The sequence below is a fragment of the Methylotenera sp. 1P/1 genome, assembly GCF_000384355.1.
Classification (GTDB): Bacteria; Pseudomonadota; Gammaproteobacteria; order Burkholderiales; family Methylophilaceae; genus Methylophilus.
In genome coordinates this window covers 37,906-54,114 of record NZ_ARWC01000001.1, presented here as the reverse complement: position 1 = coordinate 54,114, position 16,209 = coordinate 37,906, and the positions used below count along the sequence as shown (strand labels likewise).

The 16,209-nt window shown below is 41.5% G+C and carries 14 protein-coding genes and 1 pseudogene; 14 read left to right on the top strand and 1 reads right to left on the bottom strand.

The window, feature by feature from the left end; genetic code table 11:
* Positions 1-10: 10 nt before the first annotated feature.
* On the bottom strand, positions 11-1,180 hold the full coding sequence (locus A3Q3_RS0100270) for a GGDEF domain-containing protein (RefSeq protein WP_157355006.1): 1,170 nt from the start codon (positions 1,178-1,180) through the stop codon (positions 11-13).
* Between the two features lie 133 nt (positions 1,181-1,313).
* Between A3Q3_RS0100270 and A3Q3_RS0100265 the strand changes: the two are divergent.
* From A3Q3_RS0100265 to A3Q3_RS14070, 14 genes and pseudogenes are all read left to right on the top strand, one after another.
* Positions 1,314-3,101, top strand: a pseudogene (locus tag A3Q3_RS0100265) (UvrD-helicase domain-containing protein); the annotation flags it as partial.
* 312 nt (positions 3,102-3,413) lie between these two features.
* Positions 3,414-4,868: a mannose-1-phosphate guanylyltransferase/mannose-6-phosphate isomerase gene (locus A3Q3_RS0100260; RefSeq protein WP_020181553.1), complete on the top strand. Its 1,455-nt coding sequence runs from the start codon at positions 3,414-3,416 to the stop codon at positions 4,866-4,868.
* Between the two features lie 32 nt (positions 4,869-4,900).
* Positions 4,901-5,674: a glucose-1-phosphate cytidylyltransferase gene (rfbF, locus tag A3Q3_RS0100255; RefSeq protein ID WP_020181552.1), complete on the top strand. Its 774-nt coding sequence runs from the start codon at positions 4,901-4,903 to the stop codon at positions 5,672-5,674.
* Positions 5,674-6,729, top strand: coding sequence for a CDP-glucose 4,6-dehydratase (rfbG, locus tag A3Q3_RS0100250; RefSeq protein WP_020181551.1), 1,056 nt, complete (start codon positions 5,674-5,676; stop codon positions 6,727-6,729). Before rfbF ends, rfbG begins: the two co-directional genes overlap by 1 nt.
* Positions 6,730-6,739: 10 nt before the next feature.
* A complete protein-coding gene (gene rfbC, locus A3Q3_RS0100245) occupies positions 6,740-7,300 on the top strand; it encodes a dTDP-4-dehydrorhamnose 3,5-epimerase (RefSeq protein ID WP_020181550.1) in 561 nt (186 codons plus the stop codon).
* The gene (locus tag A3Q3_RS0100240) at positions 7,297-8,523 is read left to right on the top strand and encodes a class I SAM-dependent methyltransferase (protein WP_026361648.1); all 1,227 of its coding nucleotides are present in this window, start codon (positions 7,297-7,299) and stop codon (positions 8,521-8,523) included. Before rfbC ends, A3Q3_RS0100240 begins: the two co-directional genes overlap by 4 nt.
* A complete protein-coding gene (locus A3Q3_RS0100235) occupies positions 8,520-9,629 on the top strand; it encodes a DegT/DnrJ/EryC1/StrS aminotransferase family protein (RefSeq protein WP_020181548.1) in 1,110 nt (369 codons plus the stop codon). The genes A3Q3_RS0100240 and A3Q3_RS0100235 overlap by 4 nt, the downstream gene beginning before the upstream one ends.
* Positions 9,619-10,467, top strand: coding sequence for a phytanoyl-CoA dioxygenase family protein (locus tag A3Q3_RS0100230; RefSeq protein WP_020181547.1), 849 nt, complete (start codon positions 9,619-9,621; stop codon positions 10,465-10,467). The genes A3Q3_RS0100235 and A3Q3_RS0100230 overlap by 11 nt, the downstream gene beginning before the upstream one ends.
* 8 nt (positions 10,468-10,475) lie before the next feature.
* Positions 10,476-11,618 (top strand): class I SAM-dependent methyltransferase, encoded by a 1,143-nt coding sequence (locus tag A3Q3_RS13405; protein ID WP_020181546.1) that lies wholly within the window; start codon positions 10,476-10,478, stop codon positions 11,616-11,618.
* A 5-nt stretch (positions 11,619-11,623) separates the two neighbouring features.
* Entirely contained in the window at positions 11,624-12,319 is a 696-nt protein-coding gene (locus tag A3Q3_RS14075) for a formyltransferase family protein (RefSeq protein WP_020181545.1), read from the top strand.
* Positions 12,316-13,032 carry a WbqC family protein gene (locus A3Q3_RS0100215; RefSeq protein ID WP_020181544.1) on the top strand — a complete coding sequence of 239 codons (717 nt, stop codon included), beginning with the start codon at positions 12,316-12,318 and terminating at the stop codon, positions 13,030-13,032. The genes A3Q3_RS14075 and A3Q3_RS0100215 overlap by 4 nt, the downstream gene beginning before the upstream one ends.
* Positions 13,025-13,804, top strand: a complete 780-nt coding sequence (locus A3Q3_RS0100210; protein ID WP_020181543.1) for a cephalosporin hydroxylase family protein — start codon at positions 13,025-13,027, stop codon at positions 13,802-13,804. The genes A3Q3_RS0100215 and A3Q3_RS0100210 overlap by 8 nt, the downstream gene beginning before the upstream one ends.
* A gap of 19 nt (positions 13,805-13,823) precedes the next feature.
* Positions 13,824-15,341 carry a lipopolysaccharide biosynthesis protein gene (locus A3Q3_RS0100205; RefSeq protein WP_033424916.1) on the top strand — a complete coding sequence of 506 codons (1,518 nt, stop codon included), beginning with the start codon at positions 13,824-13,826 and terminating at the stop codon, positions 15,339-15,341.
* Positions 15,334-16,209 (top strand): glycosyltransferase family 2 protein, encoded by an 876-nt coding sequence (locus A3Q3_RS14070; protein ID WP_020181541.1) that lies wholly within the window; start codon positions 15,334-15,336, stop codon positions 16,207-16,209. Before A3Q3_RS0100205 ends, A3Q3_RS14070 begins: the two co-directional genes overlap by 8 nt.

The window sequence follows — 16,209 nt, the reverse complement described above, 5'->3', positions numbered from 1 at the left end:
TGTGCTTTGATTAATGTACTTTAGTGGCAATGCCGGCGTGCGTTGCCACCAAATTTCTACCCCGGTTTTTGGCCATATACAATGCGTTATCGGCAGAAGCCAGTAAACGTTGCACGTCATAACCGCTAGACTCTGACCCTGCCGCGCCAATACTCACCGTACACTTCACCTCATTTTGCGCCTGCGATGTTTTCTTCACATGACGCACGGAAATATTTTTGTGCTGAATCATCTCCCTAATCCGCTCTGCCAAAGCCACCGCTTCTTTTTCGCTCGTATTAGGCAATAACACGCAAAACTCTTCGCCACCGTAGCGCCCTACTACGTCGCCTGCGCGTAGTGTGGTTTTAATGGTCTTGGCAATCGTCACCAGCACCTCATCTCCTACCAAGTGCCCGTGCGTATCATTCACTTTTTTAAAGTGATCCAAATCCACCAATAGTAGTGACATCGGAATTTGAATACGCTTACATATTGCGTGCATTTTGACTGCAGCATCTTGCAAGCCGCGTCGATTCAGCACATTGGTCAAGCTATCCACAGTCGCCATCGACTGCAAATTTTGATTCACTTGCGCCGTCAGCATCAAGACAAACAGCACCGACACAAAAAACTGAATGACACAGGCCAACATAAACGTATAAGCATTCACCGGCCAGTCTAGAAAACTTTTAAACAGGTCACTTTCCATATAAAACGCAGAAAGCACGCGTGCCACCAGCAGTAACGCCATCATAAAAAACAGGCTAGATGCAATCCAATATAAATTGCCAACCAAGCCATCATCCTTACCAAACGTCAGTCTGGCGCCCATCATGTAGATAATGGCGAAGATAAATGCATTGCCGATGACCACCATACGTAAGTCTTGTTGATGCATGATGAGAAAAGCATTGAGAACGGTCAGAACTAAAGCAATAATCAGTGGCAACAGGCGACGTACGGTTTTGCCAGAAAACGCCTGTATACCATTAATAAACAAGCCCAAGCCTAGCCCAATCAAAACAACACCGGGTAAAATGTGCCACTGTGTCGACTCAAACTTAGAGAACAAAATCACCATCCCCAAGCCAATCACCAAATTACCCACGGCCCAATAGCCAGGACCATTCATGTCTTTGTGATGGGAACGGGTAATCGCCAACAGCATGGACAACATGAATGTCAGGAGCATTGACATAAAAATGATAGTTTTTAAGTCAAAGGTTGGCATAGATTCAGATAGTTGAATTAAAATGGTTTCAATTGAATAGAACTACACTATATCGCTTATTGCGTGCTTACTCTATAGCTCCAATAGCAGTACGCACATTATGTTAAACACTTTAAACTCCCCACAGCGTGAAGCAGTCAAGTATTTAGACGGCCCATTACTGGTATTAGCCGGTGCCGGCAGCGGTAAAACACGCGTCATTACTCAAAAAATCGCCTATTTGATTAACGAGGCTGGATATTCCGCCAAAGAAATCGCGGCGATCACGTTTACTAACAAAGCAGCATTAGAGATGCAAGAACGTGTCTCTAAACTGATGGAAGGTAAATCTACCAAGGGGCTCACCGTTGCTACATTCCACTCATTAGGCTTACAAATTCTGCGGCAAGAATGTGCATACTTAGGTTACAAACCTCAGTTTTCGATTTTAGATTCGTCAGATAGTTTCAAAATTTTAAGTGATGTGCTGGCCACCACAGATAAACAGTTGCTACGTAAAACGCAGTGGCAAATCTCCAATTGGAAAAATGGATTCATCAACCCAGACCAAGCAAAAGCCACGGCTGAAGAAGATTTAACGCACGCGGCGGCCAAAGTGTATCAAATTTACCAACAAACGTTAAAAGCCTATCAAGCTGTTGATTTTGATGATTTAATTAAGTTGCCAGTGGAGTTATTCTCCAACCATGCAGAAGCATTAGATAAGTGGCAGCGTAAACTACAATACTTGCTGATTGATGAGTATCAAGACACCAATGCCTGCCAATACAAGCTGATTAAAATGCTGACCGGCGTGCGCGGACAATTTACGGCTGTGGGTGACGACGACCAAGCGATTTATGGCTGGCGTGGTGCGGATGTAGAAAACCTACGTCAGCTCACTGTCGACTTTAGCCGCTTAAAAGTGATTAAACTGGAGCAAAACTATCGCTCTACCGTGCGCATTCTACGTGCAGCTAACCAAGTGATTGCCAATAACCCCAAACTGTTTGAAAAGAAACTATGGAGCGATTTAGGCACAGGCGACATGATTCAAGTCTCCGCTACCATGAGCGAGGAGCATGAGGCAGAATCAGTCGTCATGAAATTACAAGCGCACAAGTTTGAGCACCGCACCACTTATAAAGATTACGCCATTCTGTATCGCGGCAACCATCAAGCGCGCATCATGGAACAATATCTGCGCAATCAAAAAATCCCTTACACCATCTCTGGTGGACAGTCTTTTTTTGATAAAGCCGAGATTAAAGACATTGTTAGCTACTTACGCTTAGTCGCTAATGAAGATGACGACCCGGCCTTTATTCGCGCAGCCACTACTCCAAAAAAAGGCATTGGCAACACTACGCTTGAACGCTTAGGTGAATACGCCAGCGCGCACCAGATATCGTTATTTGCAGCCGCATTTGAAGGTGATTTTCAGCGCGAGCTGGGTAACCGCCAACTAGAAGACTTGCTTAATTTTTGTCAATACATTAACAAGTTACAATCTCGCGCCACCAAAGACCCTGCTGGCGAATTACTACAAGACTTATTGAATACAATTCAATATGAAACCTATTTGTACGACAGCGAGGAACCACGTGCCGCCGAGAGCAAATGGGGTAATGTGCAAGAATTTATTGCCTGGCTAACCAAAAAAGGCGAAGCCAATACCGAGTTTGGCAATGAAGCTGAAGGCAAAACATTGTTAGAGCTCACACAGATGGTGTCGTTGATTAGCATGCTGGAGGGCAAAGAAAATGGGGAGCCGGATGCCGTTAAACTTTCTACCCTGCATGCAGCCAAAGGGTTGGAGTTTGGCCATGTATTCTTGATTGGCTGTGAAGAAGGCATCCTCCCCCACCGCGAATCGATTGATAACGACCAAATTGAAGAAGAGCGCCGTTTAATGTACGTGGGCATTACCCGTGCGCAGAAATCGTTGAATATCTCTTGGTGTAAAAAGCGCAAACGTGCGGGTGAAATGCAAATGTGTGAACAAAGCCGCTTTATTGGAGAGCTACCCAAAGACGACGTGAAGCATTTTGGCAACCCTTTCAATGACCCAGACCAATTATTGGCCAGTAAAGATTTTGGGAAGTCTAAAATGGCTAGTATCCGTGCAATGTTGAATCAACCTAAGCCATAACCACCTAGTCAACATGATTATGCGTCAATATGCATCGTTTTTACCGGCACTTCATTATATAATCCATCCATGAATATTATCCCAACGATACTATGTGGCGGTGCTGGTTCACGGTTGTGGCCAGTATCACGTGAGCTTCACCCCAAGCCGTTTATTCGTCTTGCGGATAACGAGAGCTTTTTACAGAAGTCATTTATTCGCGGCGCGATATTGCCGAATGTGACTGAAGTACTCACCGTCACCAATCGCGAATTATTATTCAAAACCAAAGATGACTACCGCGAAGTCAACCAAACCAATACCAAAACCAGTTTTCTGCTAGAGCCATTTGGCCGCAACACTGCAGCGGCTGTTGCACTTGCGGCGTTATATGTAGCAAAACAACATGGCGAAGACGCCATTTTACTGATTTTGACAGCTGACCACTTGATTGCCAATCAAGCGGCATTTCAACAAGCCGTGACAAACGCCAGCCTGATTGCGCAAACAGGCAAAATTGTCACCTTTGGCATACAGCCACACGCGCCGGAAACTGGCTATGGTTATATTGAAGCCAATCAAGCCAAACCCATTACATCCAACCAAAGCACGATTGGGTATGAAGTTGCACGTTTTGTAGAAAAACCCAATTTAGCGACAGCCCAAGCCTATGTCGATTCTGGCAAATTTTACTGGAACTCCGGTATGTTCTGTGCCAAAGCCAGCACGCTAGTGGCTGAGCTTCAACGGCACGCACCGGACATTTTAAATACAGCAAAAGCCTGTTTTGAGGTCTCGCTAAAAGACAATACAGACATCACGCAGGTTGAATTTGAAGCCAACACCTTTGCCAATGTACCCAGCAACTCTATTGACTACGCAGTCATGGAAAAATCTGCCAATGTGGCAGTCATTCCCTGCGATATCGGCTGGAACGATATTGGCGCGTGGGATGCCATGAGCACACTCACAGCGGCAGATGAAGATGGCAACCGTGTCAGTGGCTCAGCTATGTTGAATCACACAAAAAACTGCTTTGTACAGAGCGATAAACGCTTAGTAGCTATGGTTGGTGTTGAGGATTTGATTGTTGTCGACACGCAGGATGCTGTATTAATTTCGCACAAAGACTCAGCTCAGTATGTGAAAGATATCTATAACACTCTGAAAGAGCAAGGCAACGAATCTTACAAGCTACATCAAACTGTACATCGCCCGTGGGGTAACTACACCACACTTGAAGAAGGTGATCGCTTCAAAATCAAACGTATTGTGGTCAAACCAGGGCAAAGCTTGAGCCTCCAGATGCACCACCACCGCAGCGAACACTGGGTAGTGGTAAGTGGTATGGCGCGCGTGACCAACGGTGAGAATGTCTTTTTTGTCGCACCCAACGAATCCACTTTTATTCCGGCAGGATGTCACCATCGGCTAGAGAATCCTGGCGTATTGGATTTAGTGATGATTGAAGTGCAAAGCGGTGATTACGTGGGTGAAGATGATATCGTTCGCTTTAATGATAGCTACGGAAGAGTTAAAGCTTAGGGAGCTTTGACAAGCAAACGAAAGTACCTTATATGAAAGCAGTTATTTTAGCAGGTGGGCTTGGCACGAGAATTTCAGAGGAAACTCACCTCAAACCCAAACCAATGATTGAAATAGGTGGCAAACCCATTCTATGGCATATCATGAAGCTGTATTCTGCCCATGGCATTAATGATTTTATTGTATGTTGTGGTTACAAAGGCTATGTCATAAAAGAATATTTCGCGAATTACTTTTTACACATGTCTGATGTAACTTTTGACATGGTTAATAACAACATGCAAGTACATCAACGAAATGCCGAGCCCTGGCGAGTCACTTTGGTTGACACTGGTGAAGACACTCTTACTGGTGGACGTTTAAAACGAGTGGCAAGCTACCTAAAGGATGAAAATGCTTTTTGTTTTACTTACGGCGATGGCGTGGCCAATATAGATATCAAAGCACAAATTTCATTTCACCAAAACCACAAAAAATTGGCTACAGTAACAGCAGTACAACCACCGGGCCGTTACGGCGCGCTAAATATGAACGGACAATTAGTTACTGGCTTTACGGAAAAGCCACGAGGTGATGGCGGTTGGATTAATGGTGGTTTTTTTATACTATCCCCTAAATGCATAGACTATATATCGAATGACCAGACTAGCTGGGAGGCAGAGCCTCTTACCAACCTAGCTAAAAATGATGAGCTTATGGCTTTTACACACTCCGGATTCTGGCAACCAATGGACACGCTACGTGATAAAAATTTATTAGAAGAGCTATGGGAAACGAATAAAGCACCTTGGAAGGTCTGGGGCTAATGTCACGATTTTGGGAGGGTAAACGCGTTTTTATAACTGGTCACACTGGTTTCAAAGGGGGCTGGCTAACAATATGGCTTAAATCGCTCGGCGCAAATGTTATAGGATACGCTTTACCAGCAACAACGACACCTAACATCTTTAGTATTGCTAACGTTGCAGATTGTCTTATTGAAAATCACATGCAAGACATTCGTAACTTGGATTCGCTTAAAAAAGCAATGCTGAGCGCACAGCCCGATATAGTACTGCATCTTGCAGCTCAACCTTTGGTACGAAAATCCTATCTTGATCCAGTTGAAACATACAGTACGAATGTAATGGGCACAGTCAATTTATTTGAAGCAATCCGCCAGACACAATCGGTACGTGCTGTAGTGAATGTTACTACTGATAAATGTTACGAGAATCGAGAGTGGGTTTGGTCATACCGAGAAGACGAAGCAATGGGCGGCTACGACCCTTACTCTAGCAGCAAAGGCTGTGTGGAGTTGGTTACTTCTGCTTACCGCCGCTCGTTTTTTACAGGGTCCGGCGTTGTTGCCCTTGCCTCAGCAAGAGCTGGTAATGTTATAGGAGGAGGCGACTGGGCAGAGGATAGATTAATTCCTGACTTCTTGCGCTCGTTAAATCAGAAAAAAAAATTAGTCATCCGATCACCTCATGCTATCAGACCTTGGCAACATGTTTTGGAACCACTATCGGGCTATCTATTACTGGCTGAGCGATTGTTTTTAGAGGGCAGAAAATATGCTACCGCATGGAATTTTGGCCCTCGTGAAGAGGACGCTAAAACAGTACAATGGATTGTAGAAAAACTAGTCTCTGCTACACCTAACGCATCATGGGAAATTGACAACAACCCTCAGCCCCACGAAGCTAACTATTTAAAACTAGATAGTAGCAAAGCCCGAGCTATGCTCAATTGGCAATCGCGCTGGAATCTGGAAACTACCTTAACTAAAATTATTGAGTGGCACCAACTCTGGCAAAATGGCCATGACATGCACAAGGTCTGTTTGGAGCAAATTAATGCCTATGTTGAGACCAAATAAGATTTAGCGCATGTCCAGATTCGATTGTTTTAATACTCCATTAATTGGTTTAAAAATTATTCAACGGAAACCCATTCAGGATAGCCGTGGTTTTTTGAGCCGATTTTATTGTTCAGAAGCTTTCTCGACTATTGGCATAAATAAGCCAATTGTACAAATCAATCATACGCATACACGCCAGAAAGGTGCGGTAAGAGGACTTCACTTTCAGCACCCCCCGTTTGCAGAAACAAAAGTTGTAAGTTGTATCAAAGGCGAGATTTTTGACATCGCTGTCGATATTCGACAAGGCTCACCAACTTTCTTAAAATGGCACGCTGAGATATTGAATGCACAGAATCAGCGTAGCCTGATGATTCCCGAAGGGTTCGCCCATGGGTTTCAGACACTGACTGATGATTGCGAATTGATATATCTGCATACAGCAGCGTACCATCAACCTTCAGAAGGCGCTCTCAACATTCACGACTCACTACTTGGAATACAACTGCCTCTCGAAATAACAGATTTATCAGAACGAGACCGCATGCACGCAATGATTACAAATGATTTTTTAGGACTAGCTGTATGAAATGTCGTCACTGCGACACTGAACTAACCCTGCCTCTAATTGACTTAGGCAGCTCCCCTCCTTCCAATGCATATTTAACCACTCAGTCATTGAAAGCACCGGAAAAATGGTTTCCACTCAAGGTGCTAGTTTGCAAAAGCTGTTGGCTTGTACAAACCGAAGACTATACCGGGGCAAATGAGCTGTTTGACGCAGACTATGCTTATTTCAGCTCATTTTCTGACAGTTGGCTGAAGCATGCAGAACGTTATGTTTCACAAATGGCGGAACGCTTCCAACTGAGTACGCGATCATTTGTAATTGAGGTGGCTGCCAATGATGGCTATCTACTACAGTATGTAAAACAAAAAAGTTTCCCTTGTTTGGGTGTTGAACCGACACACAGTACTGCCCAAGCAGCACGAGAAAAAGGCATAGAAATCGTTGAAGATTTTTTTGGTGTAATGCTAGCGAAAAAACTTATATCTCAAGGTAAACAGGCAGACCTAACCGCAGCAAACAACGTACTGGCGCATGTACCTGACATTAATGACTTTGTATCAGGATTCTCGCTGTTACTGAAACCAGAAGGTGTTGCGACCTTTGAGTTTCCGCACCTGCTACAACTGATTCAACATGCACAGTTTGATACTATATATCACGAGCACTTCTCTTATCTGTCATTGAGTGCTGTACAACGGATTTTTGATCTCAATGGCTTACAGGTATTTGATGTAGAAGAGCTTTCAACGCATGGCGGTAGCCTACGCGTGTTTGCACAAAGAAAAGACCTTGGTACGCGCCCCACTACAACAGCAGTAAATGATTTACTTGTACTCGAGACTTCTGCCGGCATTACATCCGAAAGTTATTATGCAAACTTTCAAGACCGTGCAAACACTATTAAAAATGATTTGATTGCTTTCTTGATCGATGCTAAAAAACAGTGTAAAAGAACTATCGCTTATGGCGCTGCGGCTAAAGGCAATACTTTAATTAATTATGCTGGGATTAGAGAAGATCTAATCTCTTGTGTTGTTGACCGCAACCCGGCAAAACAAGATAAATTTTTACCCGGCAGCCGTATCCCGATTGTGAACGAACAGGTTATCCGTGACAGCAAACCAGATTATGTATTGATACTGCCATGGAATTTAACCACCGAAGTCACAGAGCAACTTAATTACATCCGTGAATGGGATGGAAAATTCGTAACGGCCATTCCCCACATTAAAATATTATGAAATCTAAAATTCACTACACCAAGCCCTCTATCACTGAGCTAGAAGTAAGCTATGCAACAGACGCAGCCAGAAATGGCTGGGGTGAAAAATGCTATGAATATATTCATAAATTCGAAGAAAAATTCAAAGAATTTACTGGTGCTAAGTTTGCAATCGCAACATCTAGTTGCACGGGCGCGTTACATATGGGATTGGCAGCACTGAGCGTTCAAGCTGGTGATGAAGTTATTCTTGCCGAAACCAACTGGATTGCTTCTGCTTCTCCAGTCACATATTTGTGCGCTAAGCCTATCTTTGTAGATGTTTTAGAAGATACTTGGTGCATTGACCCCGCAAAAGTAGAAGCCGCTATCACGCCGCGTACCAAAGCCATTATTGCCGTACACATCTATGGGAATGTATGTGATATGGATAAATTACTGGCGATTGGTGAAAAATATGGCATCCCAGTCATAGAGGATGCTGCTGAAGCGATTGGTTCACATTGGCATGGTAAACACGCAGGTACTGTGGGTAAATTCGGCACATTCTCCTTTCATGGCACCAAAACACTCACTACCGGAGAAGGTGGGATGTTTATTACCAACGACCCCGTTCTATATGAAAAAGTACTTACCTTTTCTAATCATGGTCGCGCAAGGGGGCAAACCAAGCAATTTTGGCCCGATGAAATTGGCTTTAAATATAAGATGTCCAACATCCAAGCAGCGATTGGTTATGGCCAAATGGAACGTATACATGAACTAGTGTCTCGTAAAAGAGAAATTTTCAATTACTATGCACGAGCACTAACAAATCTTTCTGGCCTTTCTATGAACCCTGAGAGCGAAAATACCAAAAATGGATATTGGATGCCTACACTGGTTTTTGACGCATCTACAGGCATTACAAGAGAGCAATTACAAAAAAGATTCAGTGAGGAAAACATTGATGCCCGTGTGTTCTTTCACCCGCTATCTAGTTTGCCAATGTTTCAAGACTGCCCATCCAATAAAATTGCATGGGATATACCTAATAGAGCGATTAACTTGCCTAGCTATCACGAAATTTCGAATGAAGAACTAGATAGAGTTATTAAAGTGATAGAGTCTTTTATTGAGAGGTAAAACATTGCTTAGTAAGGATAAAATCAGTTTTTTCAATTCCGAGGGATATTTAATTATTCCTAACTTTTATGACTTCGAGAAAGACATTCTCCCAATCCAAAAAGCTATCTACGAGCTTATCGGGATTGTTGCAAGAAAATATAAGATTGAAATTAGCAGAGCCCCTTTCGATCCAAAAAAATTTGATGAGTGTTACACAGATATTATCAAAGTAAACAGGAGTTATGGTGGCGAGATTTATGATGCAGTTAAGCAGATACCTGCGTTCATTCGTTTAGTCTCAAACCCAAAAAATGATGAAATTTTCAAGGCGTTGCGCCCAGGATCTTCACCAGCAGTCGCTGCAGCTGGATATGGCATTAGGATTAACAACCCTTTTGAAGATAAATATCGTGCTAACTGGCATCAAGAATACCCATCGCAACTGAGAAGTCTAGATGGCTTAGTATTTTGGTCACCATTAATCAATGTGACTGTTGATGAAGGACCTGTAGCTATTTGTCCAAAATCACAAGTGGAAGGGCCCATCCCGGTATATACAACGGACACACGTAATAAAGAAAAACAAGGGGCCTATTCACTTGTACTTAGAGACGAAGAGAATCTAATTAAAAAATATCAACAAATTAGCCCGCTAAGTCAACCAACAGACCTTATAATCATGGACTTTCTATTAATTCATGCATCAGGCTATAACAAAAGTAATCGAGCATTATGGTCGATGCAATTTCGCTATTTTAATTACTTAGAAAAAACTGGACTAAATCACGGCTGGAAAGGTGGGTTTGCCTCTGGGGTAGACTTTAGAAACATCCATCCAGAACTATGTGTAGATTGAGAGCGCTGATGATTAACTGTAATGTTTGTAATGAAAATTTAACTGATAAAGTCTATGACACTACTGGTGTAGTATCCATTACATCAGTATGTACAGCTGTAGAATACCCAACCGAGGTTTACTATTGTAATGGCTGTGGTCATGTACAGACTTTAGAAATGCCGAATGAGTCTTCTTACTATGATGAGACATACAACTTTCTAGCCGAAAGCGAAGAAGAGGATCAGATTTATTTAGTTGACCAAGGCAACATTACCTATCGTACTCAACATCAAGTCACTGTTTTACTATCTAAACTCAACTTATCCAAAGGTACACGGATACTAGATTACGGATGTGCTAAAAGCTCAACTATGCGTGAGCTCACAAGAAGAAATTTAGGCATCACACCATACTTGTTCGATATCAGCGAACGATACACTGCATTTTGGGACGAGTTTATTGAGGACGGGAAATGGGCAACTTATAACTTACCTGAGTCATGGGATGGGCATTTTGATGTTGTCACTTCGTTTTTCTCATTGGAACATATCTCTAAGTTAGCTGATACTCTTCAACACATTAAACGTGTACTAAATGACAATGGCTATCTGTATGCTATTATTCCAAATACTCAGACAAATCCTGCAGACTTGATTGTAGTAGACCATCCTAATCATTTTACAAAACAGTCTATTATGCGGATGTTATCTGATAATGATTTTTCGTTGCAGGAGATTGATGACTCATCTCATCGTGGTGCATATATTGTAGTTGCCAAGAAAGGCAACTCGCTCTCGCCTCATACCCCAGATTCAATTCTCAAAAATGAGATAACCTCTATTGGTGAGTTCTGGAAATCAGCAGCACAAAGAATTCAAGAGTTTGAGAAAACTGCGGCTATCAATAATGCTTCTGCTATATATGGTGCCGGATTTTATGGTTCTTTCCTAGCCTCTAATTTGAGTGCACTTGATAACGTCAAATGTTTTATAGATCAAAATAAATTTTTACAAGGGACTCAGCTAATGGGGCGCCCCATTATTAGCCCCATTGACTTGCCAGATGAAGTCAAAATTGTTTACGTAGCCCTCAACCCCAAGCACTCAAGAAAAATTATTCAAGATTTGACTTGCTTTAGTGGCAAAGATATCACTTTTTTCTACATTTAGATGAAATGAAAATAGCGGTTATATGCTCAGCCGGCGGCAGTGCTTTTTTTGCTGCTTACGACTTATTGATTCAAAGTAGTTTATTTACAAGTGATAACTTTATTATTATCACCGACAGAAACTGTGGCGCAGAAAGTGAAGCAGAAGTTAGAAAAATTGACTGGCTCAGGTTGGACTTTAAGACTAAAGAACAATTTTCAGAAAGCGTTTTCGAGCACCTTTTAGAAAAAAAGGTATCTATAGTGCTCATGCTATACAGTCGACTAATCTCTAAAGAAATATTCTCTCGTCTACCTACCTTGAATGTACATCCAGCGCTATTACCTTCTTTTAAAGGCATGAACGCTGTAGGCCAAGCATTCAATTCAGGCGTGAAATTTTTAGGCGCTACGTTACACACAACAACTGCTGAAGTCGATGATGGAGCCGTGTTTGGCCAAGTAGTTAGTCCTATTAATGTGACCTATAGCAAAGAAGACTTAAATAAACTGTCTTTTGTCCAAAAAACTTACTTAATAGTGACGTTTCTAGAGTCGATTAAACTTGAGCTGGTTAAATTTCCAGCTCCTGATTTTATCCCTAGGTGGGCGCAAAATCCAAACCATAGTAGCTCGGCAAACCCATGCATTTCTACTCCTAAGCTTAAGAAGTCTTTTGATGAGTTCCAAATATCAACATTGAGAAACTGCGTAATACAATGAAGCTTGTTATTTCTCAACCAATGTTTTTCCCATGGGTTGGCTTTTTCGAACAAATTAAACTATGCGATGCATACGTGCACTATAACGATGTGCAGTATTCAAAAGGCAGCTTCACCAACCGTGTTCAAGTTAAAGCGCCAGAAGGAATAAAATGGTTAACTGTCCCGCTTAAAAACCTTAAGTTAGGTCAACCAATTAACGAAGTGGAAATTGACAATAAAAGTGATTGGCGTACAAGTCATAAGAATTTATTAATTCGGTGCTACCAAGACTCACCTTTTTTTGGCGAAATGTTGGAGATTGTTGAAGCCATCTACATGAAAGATTGGGAGTTGCTAGATGATTTATCACTAGCAAGCCTAAATATTGTAAGCAACTATTATGGATTGCTGGACATGAAGACCGTTACCCATATAGGTAATTTGGATGTTCAAGGAAAAAGCTCCGAAAGAGTCTTAGCTATTTGCAAAGCACTACATGCAAACACCTATATTACTGGTCATGGTGCGAGTAAATATTTAAATCATCAAATTTTTGAGCAAGCAGCCATTAAAGTTGAATATATGAGTTACGAGAAAAAGCCATACTCACAACGTTTTGGCGATTTCACGCCTTACGTAAGTATCTTAGATTTAATTGCAAATATGGGTAAAGACGGAATAAACTGGATATGCTCAGGCACTATTTATTGGAAGGATTTTATGCATGAATGAAGTTGAAAAGTTTGAAAGCGAAGTTGCAAAAAACATCGATGGTTTGAGCAAAGATAAAGATGTTCAAGCACTATCCAGAATATGGATCAGGGAAATCAGCCCCCATAAATATGCGTATAACTTCAAATGGCTGGGCAGGCCAGCTATACAGTTCCCGCAAGACCAAGTCGCGCTGCAGGAACTCATATGGTCAATAAAACCAGATCTCATTATCGAAACTGGTATTGCTCATGGCGGTTCATTGATGTTTAGTGCGTCCATGCTCGCTCTTTTAGACATGGAAGATGCAATAAATAGCGGTACCAACATGAACCCAAAGATATCCAATCGCAAGGTACTAGGCATAGATATTGATATCCGCGCGCATAATAAGTCTGCAATCGAAGCACATCCAATGGCATCCCGCATTCAAATGATACAAGGGTCTTCGATTGATCCTAATATTATTAAGCAAGTACATGATATTGCTAAAAGCTATAAAACCATACTTGTGTGCTTAGATTCTAATCATACTCATGAGCATGTATTAGCTGAGTTAGAAGCTTATGCATCGCTAACAACTAAAGATAGCTACTGTATCGTTTATGACACTGCAGTCGAAGATATGCCTGAAAATTTATCAGGGGATCGTCCGTGGGGTCCAGGCAACAATCCTAAAACTGCAGTTTGGCAATACTTACAGAGCCACTCTGAGTTTGAAATTGATAAGTCGATTGAGAGTAAGTTGCTAATTACAGTTGCTCCTGATGGCTATCTCAAGCGAATCGGCTAGCTTCCTGAGGCCTCAGTAGTTGTCTCTCAAAAAAAATGTAATTGCTAATTTTGTTGGTCAAGGCTGGACTGCATTAATGGGTCTGGCTTTTTTGCCTCTGTATATCAAATATTTAGGCATAGAGGCTTATGGGTTAATTGGTTTTTATGCCGTCATGCAAGCATGGCTCGTATTACTAGACCTAGGCATTACCCAAACGTTAAATCGTGAAATGGCCCGCTTTATTGCTGGGTTGCATACCCCACAATCTATTCATGATTTATTACGTAGCTTAGAAATTATCTCCATAGGTCTGGCGACGATCATTTGCGCCCTAGTTTGGGTCTCATCAAGTTACATTGCATCAAGATGGTTAGATGCGCAAAACCTGACTAACAGCGAAATTAAAAATGCGGTTACGCTAATGGGATTAGTAATTGCATTAAGATTTATAGAGGGTATATATAAAGGCGCCCTGCTTGGACTGCAAAAACAAGTAGCCGTAAATATTGCTAACGTATTAATAGCTACAATGCGATATGGGTGTGTCATTGCAGTGCTGGTTTGGTATGCATCAAGCATTACAGTATTTTTTGCTTGGCAAGCATTAACATCAGTGATTTCTCTCGTAGTCGTTTTGTTATTAGTCTACAAAACATTGCCTACCCCCCCACGTTTTCCGGGGTTTTCATCCACGGCTATTAAAAAGATTTGGCGATTTGCAAGTGGAATGTTAGGCATTACTTTCCTAGCGGTTTTACTCACGCAAGTGGACAAACTTTTACTATCAAAACTTATAAGCCTAGAAGATTATGGCTATTACACATTAGCCGCAACAATATCAGGAGGCTTAGCGCTCATCACCGCGCCTACTACTACTGCAATATATCCAAAAATGGTTCAATACGTTGCACAAGAAAGAAAGCAAGAGCTTACAATCTTATTTCACCAAGGCGCGCAATTAGTTTCCACATTGATAGCTCCAGTTGCAATGATGCTCGTTTTTTGTGGGGAGGATATTGTCTACTTGTGGTCAGGTGATATGAACTTAGCTAAAAAAACCGCACCGATATTGTTACCATTAGCATTGGGAAGTTTTTTAAATTGTTTGCTATGGATGCCATATCAACTACAGCTTGCTTATGGCTGGACAAAGTTTGGCATCAAAGTAAATGCAATAGCCGTTGCGTTACTAATACCTGCCATATTTTTGATTACCCCCCATTACGGTGCTGTTGGTGCAGCTTGGGTTTGGACATTGCTGAATACAGGCTATTTAATTATAGGCATGCACTTCATGTATAAAAAATTATTACCTTCTGAAAAATGGGCTTGGTATTGGCAAGACATTACAAAACAGACAATGTTTGCAGTTTTTGTGATGGTAGTTGTTAGATTTATGATGGAGTGGTTGTTAATCAACAACAGTCTAATTAAGTCTGCTATATATGTTTTTGCCTTGTGCGGAGCTATATTTGCTGCAATTTGGCAATCAAACCAGATCAAACTATTTGCCATGAAAAATATTAATACTTTTTTTAAACCTCAAAATGACTGAAAAAATAAATAGCCATATCCCTTTAGTAAGTATTGGGATGTTTGTATATAACGGAGAAAGCTGTATTCGAGACTCGATTGAATCAATTCTCAGCCAATCCTATAAAGATTTTGAGTTCATTATTTCTGATAACGCATCTACTGATGATACTCAAAACATTTGCAAAGAGTATGCGAAAAAAGATAGTCGTATTCGTTACATAAGACAATCAAAAAATATTGGGGCAACAGCAAACTGTCTTTTTGTCTTAGATGAAGCTATAGGTGAGTATTTCATATGGGCTGCACATGATGACATTAAGTCAGAAAACTTCCTTGAGGTTAACCTTAAGTTTCTTCAAAAAAATCCGGATTACATTGCCTCGACATCCCCCGTCAAGTTTAAGGATGGAATGCCAGATCCAGTCAAGATGGGCGATCAATCTCTTAACCAGGAAACGGCTCAAGAACGTTTTTTTGATTGCATTAACGCATGGACAGGCTGTGGTCGGTTTTACTCCCTAATACGTAGGTCAGCGCTTATTGATAACGTAACACTTAGACGCGGCGCATACTTAGGTCAAGATATTGCGGTTATTCTTGAGCTAGCCATTAAAGGTAAACTTAATCGAACTAGTGAAGGTTATGTTGCACTTGGGCGGAACGGGTTAAGTGGCAGTCAGACCATTTACAGAACTTACCGAAACAGCCTTTTAAACTGGTTTATACCATTGCACGAATTTAATGTTCAAATATGGAGCTTTTCAAGTTCTTTCTCATTTAAAAATAAAGCCCAACTTGCAATCACAATGCTAAAGATGAATTTAATATCGTCTTTACATCAAATAAAAACCGAACTCAAACTGCTATTGGCTGAAAAACTAAATTAA

What these genes read in the sequence shown, in the direction of transcription:
- A3Q3_RS13405 (WP_020181546.1), top strand. Translation starts at nt 10,476, where the DNA reads ATGATTAACTGTAATGTTTGTAATGAAAATTTAACTGATAAAGTCTAT.
- A3Q3_RS14070 (WP_020181541.1), top strand. Translation starts at nt 15,334, where the DNA reads ATGACTGAAAAAATAAATAGCCATATCCCTTTAGTAAGTATTGGGATG.
- A3Q3_RS0100235 (WP_020181548.1), top strand. Translation starts at nt 8,520, where the DNA reads ATGAAATCTAAAATTCACTACACCAAGCCCTCTATCACTGAGCTAGAA.
- A3Q3_RS0100215 (WP_020181544.1), top strand. Translation starts at nt 12,316, where the DNA reads ATGAAGCTTGTTATTTCTCAACCAATGTTTTTCCCATGGGTTGGCTTT.
- rfbF (WP_020181552.1), top strand. Translation starts at nt 4,901, where the DNA reads ATGAAAGCAGTTATTTTAGCAGGTGGGCTTGGCACGAGAATTTCAGAG.
- A3Q3_RS14075 (WP_020181545.1), top strand. Translation starts at nt 11,624, where the DNA reads ATGAAAATAGCGGTTATATGCTCAGCCGGCGGCAGTGCTTTTTTTGCT.
- rfbG (WP_020181551.1), top strand. Translation starts at nt 5,674, where the DNA reads ATGTCACGATTTTGGGAGGGTAAACGCGTTTTTATAACTGGTCACACT.
- A3Q3_RS0100210 (WP_020181543.1), top strand. Translation starts at nt 13,025, where the DNA reads ATGAATGAAGTTGAAAAGTTTGAAAGCGAAGTTGCAAAAAACATCGAT.
- rfbC (WP_020181550.1), top strand. Translation starts at nt 6,740, where the DNA reads ATGTCCAGATTCGATTGTTTTAATACTCCATTAATTGGTTTAAAAATT.
- A3Q3_RS0100270 (WP_157355006.1), bottom strand. Translation starts at nt 1,180, where the DNA reads ATGTCAATGCTCCTGACATTCATGTTGTCCATGCTGTTGGCGATTACC.
- A3Q3_RS0100240 (WP_026361648.1), top strand. Translation starts at nt 7,297, where the DNA reads ATGAAATGTCGTCACTGCGACACTGAACTAACCCTGCCTCTAATTGAC.
- A3Q3_RS0100260 (WP_020181553.1), top strand. Translation starts at nt 3,414, where the DNA reads ATGAATATTATCCCAACGATACTATGTGGCGGTGCTGGTTCACGGTTG.